The sequence below is a fragment of the Nocardia sp. AB354 genome, assembly GCF_049538315.1.
Taxonomy (GTDB): Bacteria; Actinomycetota; Actinomycetes; order Mycobacteriales; family Mycobacteriaceae; genus Nocardia; species Nocardia nova.
Genome location: NZ_JBMVFU010000008.1, coordinates 52244 through 68206, shown reverse-complemented (window position 1 = coordinate 68206; position 15963 = coordinate 52244). Strand labels below are relative to the sequence as shown.

13 protein-coding genes are annotated in these 15963 nt (G+C 68.6%); 9 read left to right on the top strand and 4 right to left on the bottom strand.

Annotated elements, in window-relative coordinates:
* Positions 1-28: 28 nt before the first annotated feature.
* Both ACPCUW_RS13680 and ACPCUW_RS13675 read right to left on the bottom strand, forming a co-directional pair.
* The gene (locus ACPCUW_RS13680) at positions 29-1135 is read right to left on the bottom strand and encodes an enolase C-terminal domain-like protein (RefSeq protein WP_423425140.1); all 1107 of its coding nucleotides are present in this window, start codon (positions 1133-1135) and stop codon (positions 29-31) included.
* Positions 1132-4050: an FAD-binding and (Fe-S)-binding domain-containing protein gene (locus ACPCUW_RS13675; RefSeq protein ID WP_423425138.1), complete on the bottom strand. Its 2919-nt coding sequence runs from the start codon at positions 4048-4050 to the stop codon at positions 1132-1134. The genes ACPCUW_RS13680 and ACPCUW_RS13675 overlap by 4 nt, the downstream gene beginning before the upstream one ends.
* Positions 4051-4281: 231 nt before the next feature.
* On the opposite strand from ACPCUW_RS13675, the gene ACPCUW_RS13670 reads away from it, so the two are divergent.
* Together ACPCUW_RS13670 and ACPCUW_RS13665 are read left to right on the top strand one after the other, a co-directional pair.
* Positions 4282-5262 carry an SDR family oxidoreductase gene (locus tag ACPCUW_RS13670; RefSeq protein WP_423425136.1) on the top strand — a complete coding sequence of 327 codons (981 nt, stop codon included), beginning with the start codon at positions 4282-4284 and terminating at the stop codon, positions 5260-5262.
* A gap of 114 nt (positions 5263-5376) precedes the next feature.
* Positions 5377-7182 (top strand): thiamine pyrophosphate-requiring protein, encoded by a 1806-nt coding sequence (locus ACPCUW_RS13665; RefSeq protein WP_063013972.1) that lies wholly within the window; start codon positions 5377-5379, stop codon positions 7180-7182.
* A gap of 18 nt (positions 7183-7200) precedes the next feature.
* Here ACPCUW_RS13665 and ACPCUW_RS13660 read toward each other — a convergent pair whose 3' ends face one another.
* Complete coding sequence (locus ACPCUW_RS13660) at positions 7201-7350, bottom strand: hypothetical protein (RefSeq protein ID WP_156511336.1); 150 nt, start codon at positions 7348-7350, stop codon at positions 7201-7203.
* Between the two features lie 280 nt (positions 7351-7630).
* On the opposite strand from ACPCUW_RS13660, the gene ACPCUW_RS13655 reads away from it, so the two are divergent.
* From ACPCUW_RS13655 to ACPCUW_RS13625, 7 genes are all read left to right on the top strand, one after another.
* Positions 7631-8854 (top strand): cytochrome P450, encoded by a 1224-nt coding sequence (locus tag ACPCUW_RS13655; RefSeq protein ID WP_423425133.1) that lies wholly within the window; start codon positions 7631-7633, stop codon positions 8852-8854.
* 69 nt (positions 8855-8923) lie between these two features.
* Complete coding sequence (locus ACPCUW_RS13650; protein ID WP_030514553.1) at positions 8924-9844, top strand: SDR family NAD(P)-dependent oxidoreductase; 921 nt, start codon at positions 8924-8926, stop codon at positions 9842-9844.
* A gap of 49 nt (positions 9845-9893) precedes the next feature.
* Complete coding sequence (locus tag ACPCUW_RS13645) at positions 9894-10907, top strand: TIGR03617 family F420-dependent LLM class oxidoreductase (protein WP_423425131.1); 1014 nt, start codon at positions 9894-9896, stop codon at positions 10905-10907.
* Positions 10908-11029: 122 nt separating this feature from the next.
* Complete coding sequence (locus tag ACPCUW_RS13640; RefSeq protein WP_064904764.1) at positions 11030-12682, top strand: MFS transporter; 1653 nt, start codon at positions 11030-11032, stop codon at positions 12680-12682.
* 52 nt (positions 12683-12734) lie between these two features.
* Positions 12735-13556, top strand: a complete 822-nt coding sequence (locus ACPCUW_RS13635; RefSeq protein WP_423425129.1) for a mycofactocin-coupled SDR family oxidoreductase — start codon at positions 12735-12737, stop codon at positions 13554-13556.
* Positions 13557-13575: 19 nt separating this feature from the next.
* Positions 13576-14016, top strand: coding sequence for a hypothetical protein (locus ACPCUW_RS13630; RefSeq protein ID WP_030514557.1), 441 nt, complete (start codon positions 13576-13578; stop codon positions 14014-14016).
* Positions 14017-14031: 15 nt separating this feature from the next.
* Positions 14032-15303, top strand: a complete 1272-nt coding sequence (locus tag ACPCUW_RS13625; protein WP_423425128.1) for a cytochrome P450 — start codon at positions 14032-14034, stop codon at positions 15301-15303.
* An 11-nt stretch (positions 15304-15314) separates the two neighbouring features.
* On the opposite strand, the gene ACPCUW_RS13620 is transcribed toward ACPCUW_RS13625, so the two are convergent.
* Positions 15315-15884, bottom strand: a complete 570-nt coding sequence (locus tag ACPCUW_RS13620) for a TetR family transcriptional regulator (protein WP_423425126.1) — start codon at positions 15882-15884, stop codon at positions 15315-15317.
* Positions 15885-15963: the final 79 nt, after the last annotated feature.

Below are 15963 nucleotides of genomic sequence, written 5' to 3'. Positions count from 1 at the left end.
CGGTATTCGGCCGCCCGGACGCACCCCGTCACCGCCGGCCGGCGCCGCCGACCGAAAATTTTCCGGCCGAGTCCGCGAGCCGCATACCGTGCCCCGCGCCGAGACCGGTCGCGAGTACACCGTCGCGGACCTCGGGCACGCCGTCGGCAAGCAGTGGCTCCAGCCGGGCGTGGTCGATGAACCATTCCACGTGACGCAGATGGGCGAACGAGGACACGATCGGGGCGTGCAGCGAGGGCGCGCAGTGGGCGGAGATGTCCAGGCCGTGCGCGGCGGCGAGAGCGGCGCATTCCAGGAAACCGCTGTAGCCGCCGCAGCGGGTCACATCGAGTTGCAGGCAGTCCACCGAGCCGATCAGCGCGGCCGCGTCGTAGTGGCGGTAGACGTATTCGCCGGCGGTCACATCGCAGCGCAGCGCCGCCCGCAGCAACGCCAGCCCGGGCGGATCGTCGCTGGTGACGGGCTCTTCGAACCAGATCACGCCGTGCCGGTCGAGGTCGGCGCCGACCCGGCGGGCCAGAGCGGCGGAGTAGGCGCCGTTCGCGTCGACCATCAGGCGGGCGCGGTCGCCGAGGAGACCGTTCGCGAAAGACACCCGCTCGAGGTCCCGCTCGGTCCGCTCGCCACGATCCTCCCCGATCTTGATCTTGACGCACCGGCACCCCGTCGACAGCCAGCCGTCGATCTGCTCGCCCAGCTCGTCGTCGGTGAGGGTGGTGAATCCGCCCGAGCCGTAGACCGGTGTCGCCGGGCGCACCGCGCCGAACAGCCGGCTCAGCGGCACGTCGAGCAGGCGCGCCTTCAGGTCCCACAGAGCGATGTCGACGGCGCTGAGCGCATGTGCGACGACGGCAGCGGTGCCCAGATTGCGGCAGGCGCGCTGCATCCGGATCCGGCAGTCGCCGATATCGAGCGGCGAACGCCCGGCCAGGACCGGGGCGAGCACCTCGCGCACGATCGCCGCGGTGGCGCCGCCGCTGTAGGTCCACCCCAGCCCGGTCTGGCCGCCCGCGTCGATCTCGACGGTCACCGCGGTGGTCGCCTCCCATTCGAGGGTGCCGTCGGCTTCCGGCTCCGGCGTCGGAAACCGGTAGACCCCGACCCGGACCGACTCGTCGATGGTCGCCGCACTCATCCCTGGCCCTTCGCCGCCAGCGCCGCCGCCAGCAGTTCGACCGCGTGGCGCGGATCGGCGTCCGGTTGCAGCTGCCGGATCTGGGTCCGGCAGCTGAATCCGTCGGCGAGCACCACGGTGCCCGGATCACGCTCGCGCACCGCCGGCATCAACTTGTCCTCGGCGCAGGCCACCGAGACGTCGTAGTGGCCGCGTTCGAAGCCGAAATTGCCTGCCAGACCGCAACATCCGGCATCGAGGACCTGCACGTCGGCGCCGGTCGAGGAGAGCAGTTCGCGATCGGTGTCGTAGTGCATGATCGCGTGGTGGTGGCAGTGCGGCTGCACCATGGCCGCGGTGTCGACGTGCGGCGGGTTCCAGTCCGGCGCCCGCTCGGCCAGCAGTTCGGCGAGCGTGTAGGTCTGTTTCGACAGCCGCTCGGCGTCCTGGTCGCCGTAGAGCAGTTCGGGCAGATCGGCCCGGAACACGGCCGCGCAGCTGGGTTCGAGGACGACGATCGGCGTGCTGTCGCGCAACTGCGGCGCCAGCACCCGCAACGTGCGGCGCAGTACGCGTTTGGCGGTGGGCAGCTGGCCGGTGGAAATCCAGGTCAGACCGCAGCAGACGGTGCGCTCGGGCACGATGACGGAGAAGCCCGCGGCCTCGAGTACCGTCACCGCGGCTTCGGCGATTCCGGGTTCGAAATTATTGGTGAAGGTATCGGGCCACAGCAGCACCGTGCCGCGCTCGCCGGTGGTGGAGCTCGTGTGGTTGCGGAAGGTGCGAGTGAACCGGCTGCGCGCGAAGCGGGGCATTTCCCGTTCCTGCGCGATGCCGCCCGCGGCCGAGACCAGGCGCCGCAGACCCGGGGTGTGGGTCACGGCGTTGGCGAGCGGAGCCATCGAGGTGCCGAGCCGGGCCCACAGCGGAATCCAGCCCATCGAATAGTGGGCCATCGGCCGGACCCGGTGTTCGTAGTGGTGGGACAGGAATTCGGCCTTGTAGGTGGCCATATCGACATCGACCGGGCAATCGCTGCGACATCCCTTGCACGCCAGGCACAGATCGAGCGCGTCGCGGACCTCGGTGGATCGCCAGCCGTCGGTGATCGCCTCGCCCTGCAGCATTTCGAACAGCAGCCGGGCCCGCCCGCGGGTGGAATGCTCCTCCTCCCGCGTCGCGCGGTAGCTGGGGCACATGACCCCGCTGCTCTCGCCGCGGCATTTGCCGACACCCACGCAGCGTCCGGCCGCCTCGCTGAAGCGGTGGTCGTCGTCGGGAAAGGCGAAGTGCGTCACCGGTTCCCACGGCCGGTAGTCGCTACCCTGGCGCAGATCCGAATCCAGTCGATGCGGCTGGACGATCTTGCCGGGGTTCATCCGGTTGCGCGGATCGAACAGCGCCTTCACCTCACCGAAGGCGCGAACCACCGTGTCGCCGAACATGATCGGCAACAGTTCGGCGCGCGACTGGCCGTCGCCGTGCTCGCCGGACAGCGACCCGCCGTAGCTGCTCACCAGGCGTGCGGCCCGTTCGACGAAGCGCCGGTAGTGCGCGATCCCGTCGGCGGTGCGCAGGTCGAACGGGATGCGGGTGTGCACACAGCCGTGACCGAAATGCCCGTAGAGCGAACTGGATTCGTAGTCGAATTCCTCGAGCAGCGCGTCGAAGTCGCGCAGATAGTCGCCGAGCCGCTCGGGCGGGACCGCGGCATCCTCCCATCCCTCGTGCGTTTCCGGGCCGTCGGGCGGATAGGCGGTGGCGCCGAGTCCGGCCTCGCGGGCGGCCCACACCTCGGCCTCGCGGTCGGGATCGTCCAGGATGGTGGAGCTCGCGCCGGTGGCGCGTTCGAGATCGGCGATCATCTTCTTCGCCCGCGCGTCGGCCTGCTTCTGGTCGTCGCCGTCGAATTGCACCATCAGCCAAGCCTTCCCGTCGGGCAACTGGGAGATGGCCTTCGCCGCCAGATGCTGGCTGTGCTCCAGTTGGACCAGGCGATGGTCGAGGCCCTCGAGGGCGGCGGGGTCGTGCGGCAGGATGCGAGAGACCGCGTCGGCGGCGTGATAGACGTCGGGGAAGCCGAGCACGACCATCGCCTTGGCGGCCGGCACCCGGACCAGCTCGATCTCCGCGCGCAGCACGGTCACCAGTGTGCTTTCGCTGCCGACGAGGAACTTCGCGATATCGAATCCTCGCTCCGGCAGCAGCGCGTCCAGGTTGTATCCGGAGACCCTGCGGGGAATGTCCGGATACGCGGCGCGGATGTCGTCGGCGTAGCGGTCCCGGATCTCCCGCAGCCGGCGGACCAGCTCGTCGGCCTCCGGATTCGCGCCCGGGATCGGGTCCTCGGCACCCACCCAGGCCCGCAGTCCGTCGTAGGTGAGGATCTCGAGCCGGCGCACGGAGTCGACCATTTTTCCGTAGGCCTGTGCCGTGGCACCGCACGAGTTGTTGCCGATCATTCCGCCGATCGTGCAACTGACGTGAGTCGACGGCTTGGGGCCGACCATCAGCCCAGACGACTTCAACTGCTGATTGAGCGGATCGAGCGCGATCCCCGGTTCCACCACGGCGGTGCGCGTTTCAGGGTCGACGCCGAGCAGCCGATGGCAGTATTTGGTCCAGTCGATCACGACCGCGGTATTGCAGCTCTGCCCGGCGAGGCTCGTGCCACCGCCACGGGAGAGCAAGGGGACGTCGTGGTCGCGGCAGATTCCGACCGCGATCGCGGCGGCCTCCGGTGTGTGCGGAACAACCACGCCCAGTGGCAGAGCGCGATAGTTCGAGGCGTCGGTGGAATAGGTGGCGCGACTACCCGAATCGAAACGGACCTCCCCGTCGACCGCCTCCTTCAGGGCGGTTTCGAGTGCCTGCAGCGGCCATCGGTCTCGATTCGAGCCGCGGTGCGGGCGGGCCGCGCGATCCGAAATCGTCATTCGTGCACCCCTGTCATGGTCGGCCGGATGTGGTGCGGCCGCACCTCGCCGCGGGCGGCCGGACATCGCGCGGATACCCGGTCGACCGCAGGTCACACCCGCCGAATCGGACACGATGGCAGGCGATCCCGGCCCGAATAACGGTGCACGGCGCGGGTACGCCGCAGATGCGACGCCCCTGCAGCGGCCTTCGGCGGGGCGCCGGACAACCGCGCGAGGAGAGGAGACCGAGTGAGCGCGCAGTCACCCGTCGTAGTCGTCACCGGAGCCAGTGCCGGAATCGGGCGCGCCGCCGCGCGGCGCTTCGCCGCCGACGGTGCCCGCGTGGCGCTGCTGGCCCGCGGGCGCGCCGGACTGGACGCCGCGGCGAAGGACGTGGAACGAGCCGGTGGTACGGCATTGCCGATCCCGACCGACGTCGCCGACTACGACGCCGTCGAGGCGGCCGCCGACCGCGTAGAAGAGCAGTGGGGTCCGATCGACGTGTGGGTGAATTCGGCGTTCACCTCGGTCTTCGCCCCCTTCACCGAGATCGAGCCGAAGGAGTATCGCCGCGTCACCGAGGTCACCTATCTCGGCTCGGTGCACGGGGTGATGGTGGCGCTGGCCCGGATGCGCCCGCGTAATCGCGGCACCATCGTGCAGGTCGGGTCGGCGCTCGGCGAGCGGGCGATCCCGCTGCAATCGGCCTATTGCGGTGCCAAGCACGCGGTCAACGGATTTCTCGAGGCGGTGCGGGTGGAGCTGATGCACGAGCACAGCGGCGTACACGTGACGATCGTGCAGGCGCCGGCGGTCAACACACCCCAATTCTCCTGGGTGCGTTCGCGTTTGCCGAAGAAGCCGCAGCCGGTGCCGCCGATCTACCAGCCCGAGGTGGTGGCCGACACCATCGCCTTCGCGGCCGGGCATCCGGAACGCAAACAATATTGGGTGGGCGCGAGCACGGTCGGCACGGTCGTCGCGCAGCGGCTCGCGCCGGCGGTGCTGGACCGTTATCTGGCGCGCACCGGCTACGACTCGCAGCAGACCGACGCCGACGAGACCGACCGGCCGGACAATCTGTGGCGCCCGCTCGACGACGAACACGGCCACGACTTCGGCGCACACGGTGACTTCGACGGCCGGGCCCACCGGCACAGCCCGCAGGCGTGGATGTCGCGCTGTGTCGAATCGGTGGCCGGTTCCGTCGCCCGGATGACCCGGCACTGACCGCGATCGGGCCGGTCGGCCGCGGTTGAGTTCGACTACCGCGGGTACCCGCCCGGCGACCAGGGCACGCAGGGCAATTCCCGTGGGATCGACCCGGACAGGACAGGAGAGGATATGGCGCAACAGGTTGGTGACTATGTCGTGGCCCGGCTCAACGAGTGGGGCGTGAAACAAGTTTTCGCCTATCCCGGTGACGGCATCAACGGCTTGGTCGCCGCCTTCGGCCGCACCGAGGACCGGCCGACGTTCGTGCAGGCCCGGCACGAGGAGATGGCGGCGTTCCAGGCCACCGGATACGCCAAGTTCAGCGGGCACGTCGGTGTCTGCATGGCCACGTCCGGTCCGGGCGCGGTCCATCTGCTCAACGGCCTCTACGACGCGAAGCTGGACCATGTGCCGGTGGTGGCGATCATCGGGCAGACCGCGCGCAGCGCGATGGGCGGCAGCTACCAGCAGGAGATCGACCTGCAGAGCCTGTACAAGGACGTGGCCTCTGAATATCTGGTCGAGGTGAACGTCGCCGAACAGCTGCCCAACGCGCTCGACCGCGCGTTCCGCACGGCGTGGACCCGGCGCGCGCCCACCGCGGTGATCATTCCGGCGGATCTGCAGGAGGAAAGCTACGAACCGCCGCAGCACGAATTCAAGCAGGTGCCGTCGAGCCCGCCCGCCGAGATGCATTCGGTGGTCGTGCCCGCGCGCGCGGAGATCGAGCGCGCCGCGGAGGTGATCAGCGCCGGTTCCAAGGTGGCGATCCTGGTCGGCCAGGGTGCCCGCTCGGCCGCGCGCGAGGTGACCGAACTCGCCGAGATCACCGGCGCCGGGGTCGCCAAGGCGCTGCTCGGCAAGGATGTGCTGCCCGACGACCTGCCCTTCGTCACCGGTCCGATCGGGTTGCTCGGCACCCGCCCCAGCTACGAGCTGATGCGCGACTGCGACACCTTGGTGATCGTCGGTTCCAACTTCCCCTACAGCCAGTTCCTGCCCCCGCTGGATCAGGCCCGGGCGGTGCAGATCGATATCGACGGCACCATGATCGGCATGCGGTATCCGACGGAGGTCAATCTGGTCGGTGACGCGAAAGCAACTCTGGCCGAGCTGATTCCGCTGCTGAAGCCGGTCGGTGACCGGTCCTGGCGCGAGACCGTGGAGTCGAATGTGGCGCGGTGGTGGGAAACCGTCGAACGGCAGTCGACGCTGGCCGCGAAACCGGTCAACCCGATGCGAGTGGTCTGGGAACTGTCGCAACAGATTCCGGACAACACCATCGTCACGGCCGATTCCGGATCGTCGACCAACTGGTACGCGCGGTGCCTGAAGTTCCGCGGCAGCATGCGGGGGTCGCTGTCGGGAACGCTGGCCACCATGGGCCCCGGCGTGCCGTACGCGATCGGCGCCAAATTCGCCCATCCGGACCGGCCGGTGATCGCACTCGTCGGTGACGGCGCGATGCAGATGAACGGGCTGGCCGAGCTGATCACCATCGCGCGCTACGCCGAACGCTGGGACGACAAGCGACTGGTGGTGTGTGTCTTCCACAACAACGACCTCAACCAGGTGACCTGGGAACTGCGGTCCATGGGCGGTTCACCGAAATTCGAGGATTCCCAATCGCTTCCGGACATTTCGTACGCCGACGCGGCGCGCTGTTTCGGACTCGCGGCGATCGAGGTCGACGACCCGGAGCAACTGGCCGGGGCCTGGGAACGCGCCCTGTCCGCCGACCGGCCGACGCTGCTGGACGTGCGCTGTGATCCCGAGGTGCCGCCGATCCCGCCGCACGCCACCTGGGATCAGATGAAGGCGACTGCCGAAGCGGTGCTGCGCGGCGATCCGAACGCTTGGCATCTGGTCGCGCAGGGCATGAAGACGAAGGCACAGGAGTTCCTGCCGGGCGGTCGCTCGGACGACGACCGATGAGTTCGGCCGCGCGCGGGCCTACTCGCGCGCGGCATCCCAATCGGTCAGCGAATGCCTGGCTTGCCGTAGCGCGCACCGGAACCGCTCGCGGTCGGCGCCCGGTGCCACGCTGTCGAACAGGCCGGCCGCCACCGCCGCCACGACCGCGATGATCAGCAGAGTTGTCATAGTGGTCAGTCTGCGACGACCGGCCACGAAGCGACAGAGCCAATACCACATCACTGGCCCGGAAGCCGGTCGTCGGCCACGTGGCCGATGCCCGGCTTCCGCTGCGCAACCGGCACGCCGGTAGGTATCATCGGCCCCCGTACCTCAGATTATGGTTCGGCCCAACGCTTTTGGCTTTACGACGGTGGTGGCTGCCGCCGTCGTCGTCCACCACGACCGTTTGGAGTTGTCTTCTGTGACCACGCCGCATTCGCTGGAATCGTCGTCGAACAGGTGCCCCGTGGCACACAATTCACCGATCGCCCCGGACGGACCGCGTGTTCCCATCTATACCGAGGAATTCGCCGCCGACCCGCGCGGCGGATACGACCGCATGCGCGGCCACCACCGCTCCTTCGCTCCGATCGAGCTCGCCCCCGGCGTGCCGGCGACACTGGTGATCGGCTATCAGGCCGCCCTCGGCATTCTCAACGATCCCGAGCATTTCCCGGCCGACCCGCGTACCTGGCAGCGCACCGTACCGGCCGACAGCCCGATTCTGCCGATGCTCGAGTGGCGCCCGAATGCGTTGCGCAACACGGGTCCCGAGCATGCGCGTTTTCGCGCCGCCAACGTCGCGGCCATCGATGGGGTGGATCTGCACACGGTGCACACGGTCGTCGAGCAGATCGCGATGCCGCTGATCAACTCCTTCAGCGCCGAGGGCCACGCCGATCTGCTGACCCAGTACATCCATCCGCTGGTGTCGGCCAACCTGAACACGATGCTGGGCATCGAACCGGATATCGCCGAGCGGGTCGCGGCCGGGATGGCCGCCATCTTCGACGCGACCGGCGACGCGGCCGCGGGCAACCGGATGCTGGCCGCCGCACTGCAGGAACATACCGATCGCAAGCGCGCCTACCCGGGCGACGACATCACCTCGCGGCTGATCGCGCACGACAGCGGTCTCGACGACGAGGAGGTCATCAACCAGCTGGTCAGCCTGTTCGGCGCCGGGATCGAACCGCAGGTGCATCTGGTCGCCAACGCCCTGCTGCTGATGATGACCGACGAACGGTTCTCCGGAAGCCTGCTCGGTGGCGCCCTGACCACCCGCGACGCGCTGGACTGGGTGTTGTTCAACAATCCCCCGCTGGTGAACTACTGCGCGAGCTATCCGCGGCAGCCGATGCTCGTCGAGGACGTGTGGCTGCCCGCGCATCAGCCGGTGCTGATCGGCATCGCGGCCTGCAACAACGATCCGCAGGTGCGCGAGGGCGACCGCAACGGGAACCGCTCCCATCTGTCGTGGGGCGCGGGGCCGCACGCCTGCCCGGCCCGGCAGATCGGCTATCTGGTCGCCCAGGACGCCGTCGACCAGCTCCTGGACGCGCTGCCGGATATCGAGCTGGCCGTGCCGGTGAACGAACTCCGCTGGCGCCCAGGGCCTTTCCACCGAGCCCTGACCGCCCTCCCGGTCACCTTCCCGCCCTCGCCGCCATTGCGGGGCGTGCTCGGCTAGCGGGGCCACGACAGCGGAGGTCCGATCCGCTGCCGGGCGCACGAGCCGCGCGCGAGCTACCGTCGTGGCATGCACACCCTCGTGATGACCGGCGCGACACGTGGAATCGGCCGGATCGCCGCCCGGGAGATCCTGCGCCTCGCACCCGATACCCGCCTGCTGGTGCTGGCGCGCGGCGCGTCCGGCCCACAGGTGTGCGCGGAATTGTCCGGTGCGGGATACGCGGCCTCGCATGTGGAGGCCGACCTCGCGTCGCTGGCCGGGATCCGTTCGGCGGCGCGGCGAATTCACGACATGCTCGATCGCGGCGAGGTGCCGCCGCTGGCCGGATTCGTCGGCAATGCCGGCATCCAGTACACCGACGCGACCATCGCGACCGAGGACGGACTCGAGGCCACCTTCGCCGTCAACGTCGTGGCCAACCACCTGCTGCTGCGCCTGCTCGGCGACCGCTTCGTCGTGCCGTCGCGGATCGTGATCACCGTCAGCGACACCCATTTCGGCGATCTGCGGCACAACTTGGGCATGGTGCCCGGCCCGGTGTGGCACTCCCCCGATGTGCTGGCCCACCCCGGCGCCTTCGCCGATCCGTCGAGTACGGCAGCGGGCCGCACCGCGTACTCGACGAGCAAACTCGCCATGATCTATCTGGTGCACGAGTACGCACGCCGGCTTCCGGCCGGAGTCGAGATCCTTTCCTACAACCCGGGTTTCGTCCCCGGCACGGAACTGACCCGCAACGCCGGCCGCCTGGAACGCTTCGCCGCCCGCCGCCTCGCCCGCGCGCTCACCTGGACCCCGCTGGCGAGCACGCCGAAGACCGCGGGCCGGCGCCTCGCCGCGGTGGTCACCGGATCCGTCCGGGCCGAGTCCGGCAGTTACATCGATCGCCACCGGGTCACCGAGTCCTCACCCGAGTCCTACGATCCGGCTCGCGAACGCGAGGTGTGGGAGTGCGCCGAACGTCTCACCGCTGCGCATCCGGACTGAGCCGCGTCACCTTCCGCTAGCGTGATGCCACCGAACGGAAGGATCGCCGGTGAAAGTGCATCTGCAGGTGGAGGGTTCGCCACTGCGCGCCCGCGAGAGCGCCCGGGCGATCGCCGCGCTCGGCGCCGACGGCATCTTCTCCTTCGAGGGCCCGCACGACGTCTTCGTGCCGCTGGTTCTCGCCGCCACGGAGACCGATCTGCGGCTGATGACCAATGTCGCCATCGCCGGCCCGCGCAGTCCGCTGCACCTGGCGCACACCGCCTACGATCTGCAGGCGCTCAGCGGCGGGCGGTTCCGGCTGGGCCTGGGGTCGCAGATCCGGGTGCACATCGAGAAGCGCTACGGCAGCCGGTGGGAACGCCCGGCCCGGCGCACGGGTGAATCGGTGGCGGCGGTGAAGGCCATCCTCGCGGCGTGGGAAGGTCACGCGCCCTTGGATTTCCGGGGCGAGTTCTTCACCCACACGCTGATGCCGCCGACGTTCGATCCCGGCCCCAATCCGTTCGGCCCGCCGCCGGTGCTGATGGGCGCGCTGGGACCGGTGATGACCCGCACCGCCGCCGAGGTGGCCGACGGGCTGCTGGTCATGCCGTTCAACAGTGCCACTCATTTCACCCGGCGCACGGTACCGGCGCTGCGGCGCGGGCTGGCCGAATCCGGGCGCACGCTCGACGACTTCGAGGTGGTCGCCCAGGCCATGGTCGCGCTCGGCGGCACCGCGCCCGAACTGGCCGCCGCCGTCGACGCGGTCGCGCGGCTCATCGCCTTCTACGCGTCCACTCCGGCCTACCGCCCGGTCCTCGTCGCCGAGGGCTGGGGTGAGCTGCAACCCGAACTCAACGCCCTGTCCAAACAGGGTCGCTACGCCGAGATGCGGGCGCTGATCACCGAGCCCATGGTCCGCACCCTCGCGCTGGTCGGCTCTCCCGCCGACTGTGCGGCCAAGGCTCACGCCCGCTTCGGCGAGTACGCCCGCGACATCTGCTGTTACTTCCCCGGTTACGACCCCGCGACCGACGACGTGGCCGAATTCGTGGGCCGGTTGCAGTCCGCGGGATAACGGTCAGAAATCTACTTCTCGTTTATTGGAAACTACATTCTCACATGTCTATTATGTGATTCACCGCACTCAGGCCGCAGCGAGCCGACGCACGGGTGGCGGTGAAGGAGAAGAAACTACCCATGGCAACCGCGACCACCAGCGTCGAAAGCCCCGATGACAACGACACCGGACGCCTGGAAAACGCCTCCACGCTCCGTGTCGTTCTCATCATCGTGGCGATCGTCGCGAGCACCGAGATCGTCCCGTTCCATTTCACGTTCATCAGTCTCAGCGCCCGCTTCATCGGTGAATCCTTCCCGGAGCAGAACGCCGGCCAGCTCACCTGGCTGACCACGCTGTACTCACTGATCGGGGGCGTAGCGGTACCGGTCTTCGGCAAATTGTCCGATCTGGTCGGCAAGAAGAAGATCATCCTGTTCTGCCTGTTGCTGTCGATCATCGGCTGCCTCATCGACGCCCTGACCTCGAACTGGGTGCTGATGCTGCTCGGCCGCGGACTGCAGGGGCTGGCCTTCCCGGCGATCTTCGTGTCCTACGGTCTGATCCGCGATCTCGCGCCGCGCCGCCACCTGAACATGGCGATCGCGCTCGCGGGCGGCGGCACCGGCGTGGGCGCGATCCTGGGCCCGCTGATCGGCGGCATCCTCACCGACCACTACAGCTGGCGTTCACTGTTCTGGTTCTGCGTGATCTGGACCGTGGTGACGATCCTGCCGCTGGCACTGTTCGTGCCCGAGACCAAGCTGCGCGCCAAGGTCAAGATCGACCTGCTCGGTGCGGTGCTGCTCGGCGCCGGTATCGCCGGTGTGCTCATCTATCTCAGCAACGGCGCCACCTGGGGCTGGGGCGAGCTGTCGGCGCTGGCCTGGCTCATCGGCGGCGTGGTCCTGCTGGTGGCCTTCTACGTCTGGGAGCTGATCACCCCGGAACCGATCATGGATCCGAAGTTGTTGCGCGCCCCGCGGTTCGCCGGCATCCTCGCCGCGGCGTTCCTGTCCGTGGGTGTCATGCAGGGCCTGTCGTATGCGATGGGCTATCTCGCGGAGACACCCGGCGGAGCCGACGGTGAGGCGATCAAGAAGCAGATCGTCGACGGCGCGGCCGCCGAGGCCGCCAAGCAGGCCTCCGAACAGATGCATATCAAGGTTCCCACATCGGCTGTCACGCAATACTTCTCGGTGGAGGGCACGCTGCCCGGTTTCGGTCTGACGCTGTTGCAGTTCACCGTGCAGGCCATGCTGGGCCTGGCGCTGGTGTACGTGCTCGTCGCCCCGCTGTGCGGCTGGATGTCGACCCGGATCGGATTGCTCAAGCCCTATCTCGCCTCGACCATCGCGTTCGTGATCGGATGTCTGCTGTTCGCCCGCTTCCACGACAGCGTGTGGCAGATGGCGCTGATCGCGCTGATCATCGGTGTCGGTGCGGGAGCATATCTGGGCACCCTGCCCAATATGGTGGTGGAGGCGGTGCCACAGGAACAGCAGGGCATCAGCGCCGGAATGTACGGAGCCTTCAACAGTTTCGGCACCGCGGCCGCCACCGCCGCCGTCGCGGCGGTCATGTCGGCCAACCCGCTGATTCTGCACATCAACGCCCCCGGACACGTCGAGGAACGTAAACTGAACACCGGTCCGCTGGCGCAGCTTCCGGACGGTGCCGCCTATACGAACATCTTCTACGTGTTCGCCGCCGCGTCCGCCGTGGCCTTCGTCCTGGCACTGGTGTTGCTGCGCTACTACAACCGGCCGAGTACCGGAGGTACCGCCCACTGAATCGACACCCGTTCTCGCCGCAGCCATTCCGCATCGGGCCACAGGAGGGCACGTGACCGGCAGACTCACCGACCGGGTCGCATTCATCACCGGGGCCGCCCGTGGGCAGGGCCGCGCGCACGCGGTGCGGATGGCACGCGAGGGCGCCGACATCATCGCCGTCGACATCGCGGGACCGCTACCGCCCTGCGTCCCTTACGATTCCGCGACCGGCGCGGATCTGGCCGAGACGGTCCGCCTCGTGGAGGCGACCGGCCGGCGGGTCCGCGCCGCGGCGGTCGACACCCGCGACCTCGACGGTATGCGCAAGGCCGTCGACGAGGGGGTGAGTGAATTCGGCCGGCTCGACGTGGTGGTGGCCAACGCCGGGATCGCGGTCCCGGAACCGTGGGATGCGATCACCCCGCAGTCCTTCCGCGACGTCATCGACATCAATGTGACGGGCACGTGGAATACCGTGGCCGTCGCGGCGCCGCACATCGTCGAGGGTGGGCGCGGCGGGTCGATCGTGTTGATCAGTTCGGCGGCGGGGATCAAGATGCAGCCGTTCATGGTGCACTACACCGCCGGCAAACACGCGGTCACCGGGATGGCCCGCGCCCTGGCGGCCGAACTCGGCCCGCACGCCATCCGCGTGAACAGCGTGCATCCGGGGCCGGTGAATTCGGCGATGGGCACCGGCGAGATGGTGACCCGGCTGGGCGCCGCCATGGAAACCAATCCGCAACTGGCCCACATGATGACGCCGTTCCTGCCGACATGGGTACTCGAACCCGAGGACGTCGCCGATACCGTCTGCTGGCTGGCCTCCGACGAATCCCGGTATCTCACCGCGGCGGCGATCCCGGTGGACCAGGGCAGCACGCAGTACTGAAGTGGTTGGGAGAGAACAGATGAGCGACTTCGACAGCACCGTACCGACCCCGCGGCTCGCCGCGGCGCTGTGCACCGCGGCGCACCTGCTCGGCGACGAGGTGCGCGCCGTCCTGCTGCACAGCCCGCGCCCGGTCTTCCTGTTCTATCTGGCCCAGACGTTCGACCAGTTGGCGGACGATCTGTCCTCGGGCCGCCCGCCCGGTCCGGCGACCCCGGCCCAGCAGCTGTGCCTGCATCTGATGCTGGCTCACGCCGAAGCGCAGGTGCCGGCCCACGATCTGGCCCGGGCCCGGCATCGGCTGTTGCGCCACGACACCGGCGACATCCTGGCCGAGGTGCGCGCGGTCGCCGGAAAGTCCGGTGGCAGCTACGATTTCATCGCGCTGGGCGACGTCCTGGCCGCCGGCGGGATGGGTGCCTTCTTCGCACCGTTCGAATCGTCCGACCTGGCCGCCTGACAACCGGCGTCCCCGATGTCCGCCGATCGACCGGGCGCGTCCCGGCGCAGCTTCCACGAGCTCGATATCTCCGATTCCACGTTCTGGCGCAACAACTTCCGCACCCGTGACCGGACCTTCGCGACGTTGCGATCGGAACCGGGCCTGAGCTGGCATCCGCCCGTCGAGTCGATCTTCCCGCACGAGGAGCGCGGCTACTGGGCCGTCACCCGCCATGCCGATATCCAGCACGTCAGCCGCCATCCGGAGATCTTCTGTTCCCGGATGGGCATCAGCATGGATCCGATGCCGGCCGAGATGCAACGCGCCATCTCGTTCTTCCTGACGATGGATCCACCCGAACACACGCGATACCGCAAACTGATCAGCTCGGCGTTCACCCCGAAACAGGTGCGCCGCATCGAATCTCAGATCCGCGCCAACGCGGCCGTCGTGGTCGACGAACTCCTCGCCGACCTGCGGGCCGACGGCACCGTCGACTTCGCCGCAACCTACGCCAAGAGGCTGCCGATGCGCACCATCTCCGACATGATCGGACTGGACCCGGCAGACCGGGAACCGGTGGCCTTCGCCGTCGAAAGCCTGTTCAGCACGACCGACGAGGAATACGCGAGCCTGGCCGAACGCGCCCCGCACCTGATGCGGCAGCTGGCGGTGCTCACCGGGGCGGGCATCGATCTCGCGCGGCGCCGGCGCGAGCGGCCGCGGGAGGATCTGATGTCCGGGATCGTCGCCGCCGAGGTCGACGGGCACCGCCTCAGCGACGAGGAGATCGGCGCGTTCACGGTGCTGCTCGGCTCTGCCGGGAACGACACCACCAAACAGGCGAGTTCGCATGCCCTCGCCGCGCTGGCCGCACATCCCACGCAGCGGGCCTGGTTACTGGCGGATTTCGACGAGCGCATCGACGGCGCGGTCGAGGAATTCGTGCGCTGGGCGACACCGGTGATGCATTTCGCGCGCCACGCGACCGTCGATACCGAGGTTGCCGGGACACCGGTCGCGGCAGGTGAGAAGCTGGTGTTGTTCTACTGTTCCGCCAATCGCGATGCCGCCGTTTTCGACCACCCGCACGCATTCGACCTCTCCCGCTCCCCCAATCCGCATGTGGGGTTCGGCGGTCCCGGCCCGCACTTCTGCCTGGGCAGGCAACTCGCGAAAATGGAACTGCGGCAGCTGTTCCGGGAACTGCTGACCCGGCTGCCGGATTTCGACGTCGGCGAACCGGACTACGTGCACAGCGATTTCGTGCACGGCATCAAGCGCCTGCCGATCAGCCTGCGCTGACCAGCCGCAACTCAGTCGACGGATTCGCGGCTGAGCCCGCGCATCAGCAGGCGCCAAGCGTGCCGCGCGGTGGCCCGGCGCGCCGGAAGTTCGGTTTTGATCAGCACGGCCGCCAGCATGGCCAGAGCCGTCACGACGTCTTCGGCGGTGAGTTCCGGTCGTAGCGAACCGCGCGAATCGGCATCGGCCAATTTGGCGCCGATCAGGTCGACGAGCCGGCGCGAAACCTCGAACAGCCGGGGATCGTCGAAGCCGGTGGGGTCGATGGTGGCGATGAAGCCGGCCGATACCGCGATCTGGTCGACGATGAAATCCAGCAGATCCACCGCCGTGGTCCCCGGCCGATCGGCCACCTCCTCGATCTCGACGATGTTGTCGTCGAACACCGCCAGGATCATCGATTCGCGGGTCGGGAAATGCCGGTACAACACGCCCGGGCCCACTCCCGCCGCGCGGGCGATCGAGTTCATCGGAGCGTCGAAACCGTTCTCGGCGAACACCTCCCGCGCCGCGCGAACCAATGCCCGTCGGTTCGCCGCAGCTGCCTTCGGCCCTCGATTGGCCCGGGGTGACGCGGTCATCTGTCCGACGTTACCGCACGCGTGCCGCGACCCGGCATCGCGGACCGACGCCGACGCCGGAGCCCGGTGTCGTTCGGCG

Coding starts and splice junctions, on each gene's coding strand:
- ACPCUW_RS13680 (WP_423425140.1), bottom strand. CDS start 1,135: ATGAGTGCGGCGACCATCGACGAGTCGGTCCGGGTCGGGGTCTACCGG.
- ACPCUW_RS13675 (WP_423425138.1), bottom strand. CDS start 4,050: ATGACGATTTCGGATCGCGCGGCCCGCCCGCACCGCGGCTCGAATCGA.
- ACPCUW_RS13665 (WP_063013972.1), top strand. CDS start 5,377: ATGGCGCAACAGGTTGGTGACTATGTCGTGGCCCGGCTCAACGAGTGG.
- ACPCUW_RS13660 (WP_156511336.1), bottom strand. CDS start 7,350: ATGACAACTCTGCTGATCATCGCGGTCGTGGCGGCGGTGGCGGCCGGC.
- ACPCUW_RS13650 (WP_030514553.1), top strand. CDS start 8,924: ATGCACACCCTCGTGATGACCGGCGCGACACGTGGAATCGGCCGGATC.
- ACPCUW_RS13640 (WP_064904764.1), top strand. CDS start 11,030: ATGGCAACCGCGACCACCAGCGTCGAAAGCCCCGATGACAACGACACC.
- ACPCUW_RS13630 (WP_030514557.1), top strand. CDS start 13,576: ATGAGCGACTTCGACAGCACCGTACCGACCCCGCGGCTCGCCGCGGCG.
- ACPCUW_RS13625 (WP_423425128.1), top strand. CDS start 14,032: ATGTCCGCCGATCGACCGGGCGCGTCCCGGCGCAGCTTCCACGAGCTC.
- ACPCUW_RS13620 (WP_423425126.1), bottom strand. CDS start 15,884: ATGACCGCGTCACCCCGGGCCAATCGAGGGCCGAAGGCAGCTGCGGCG.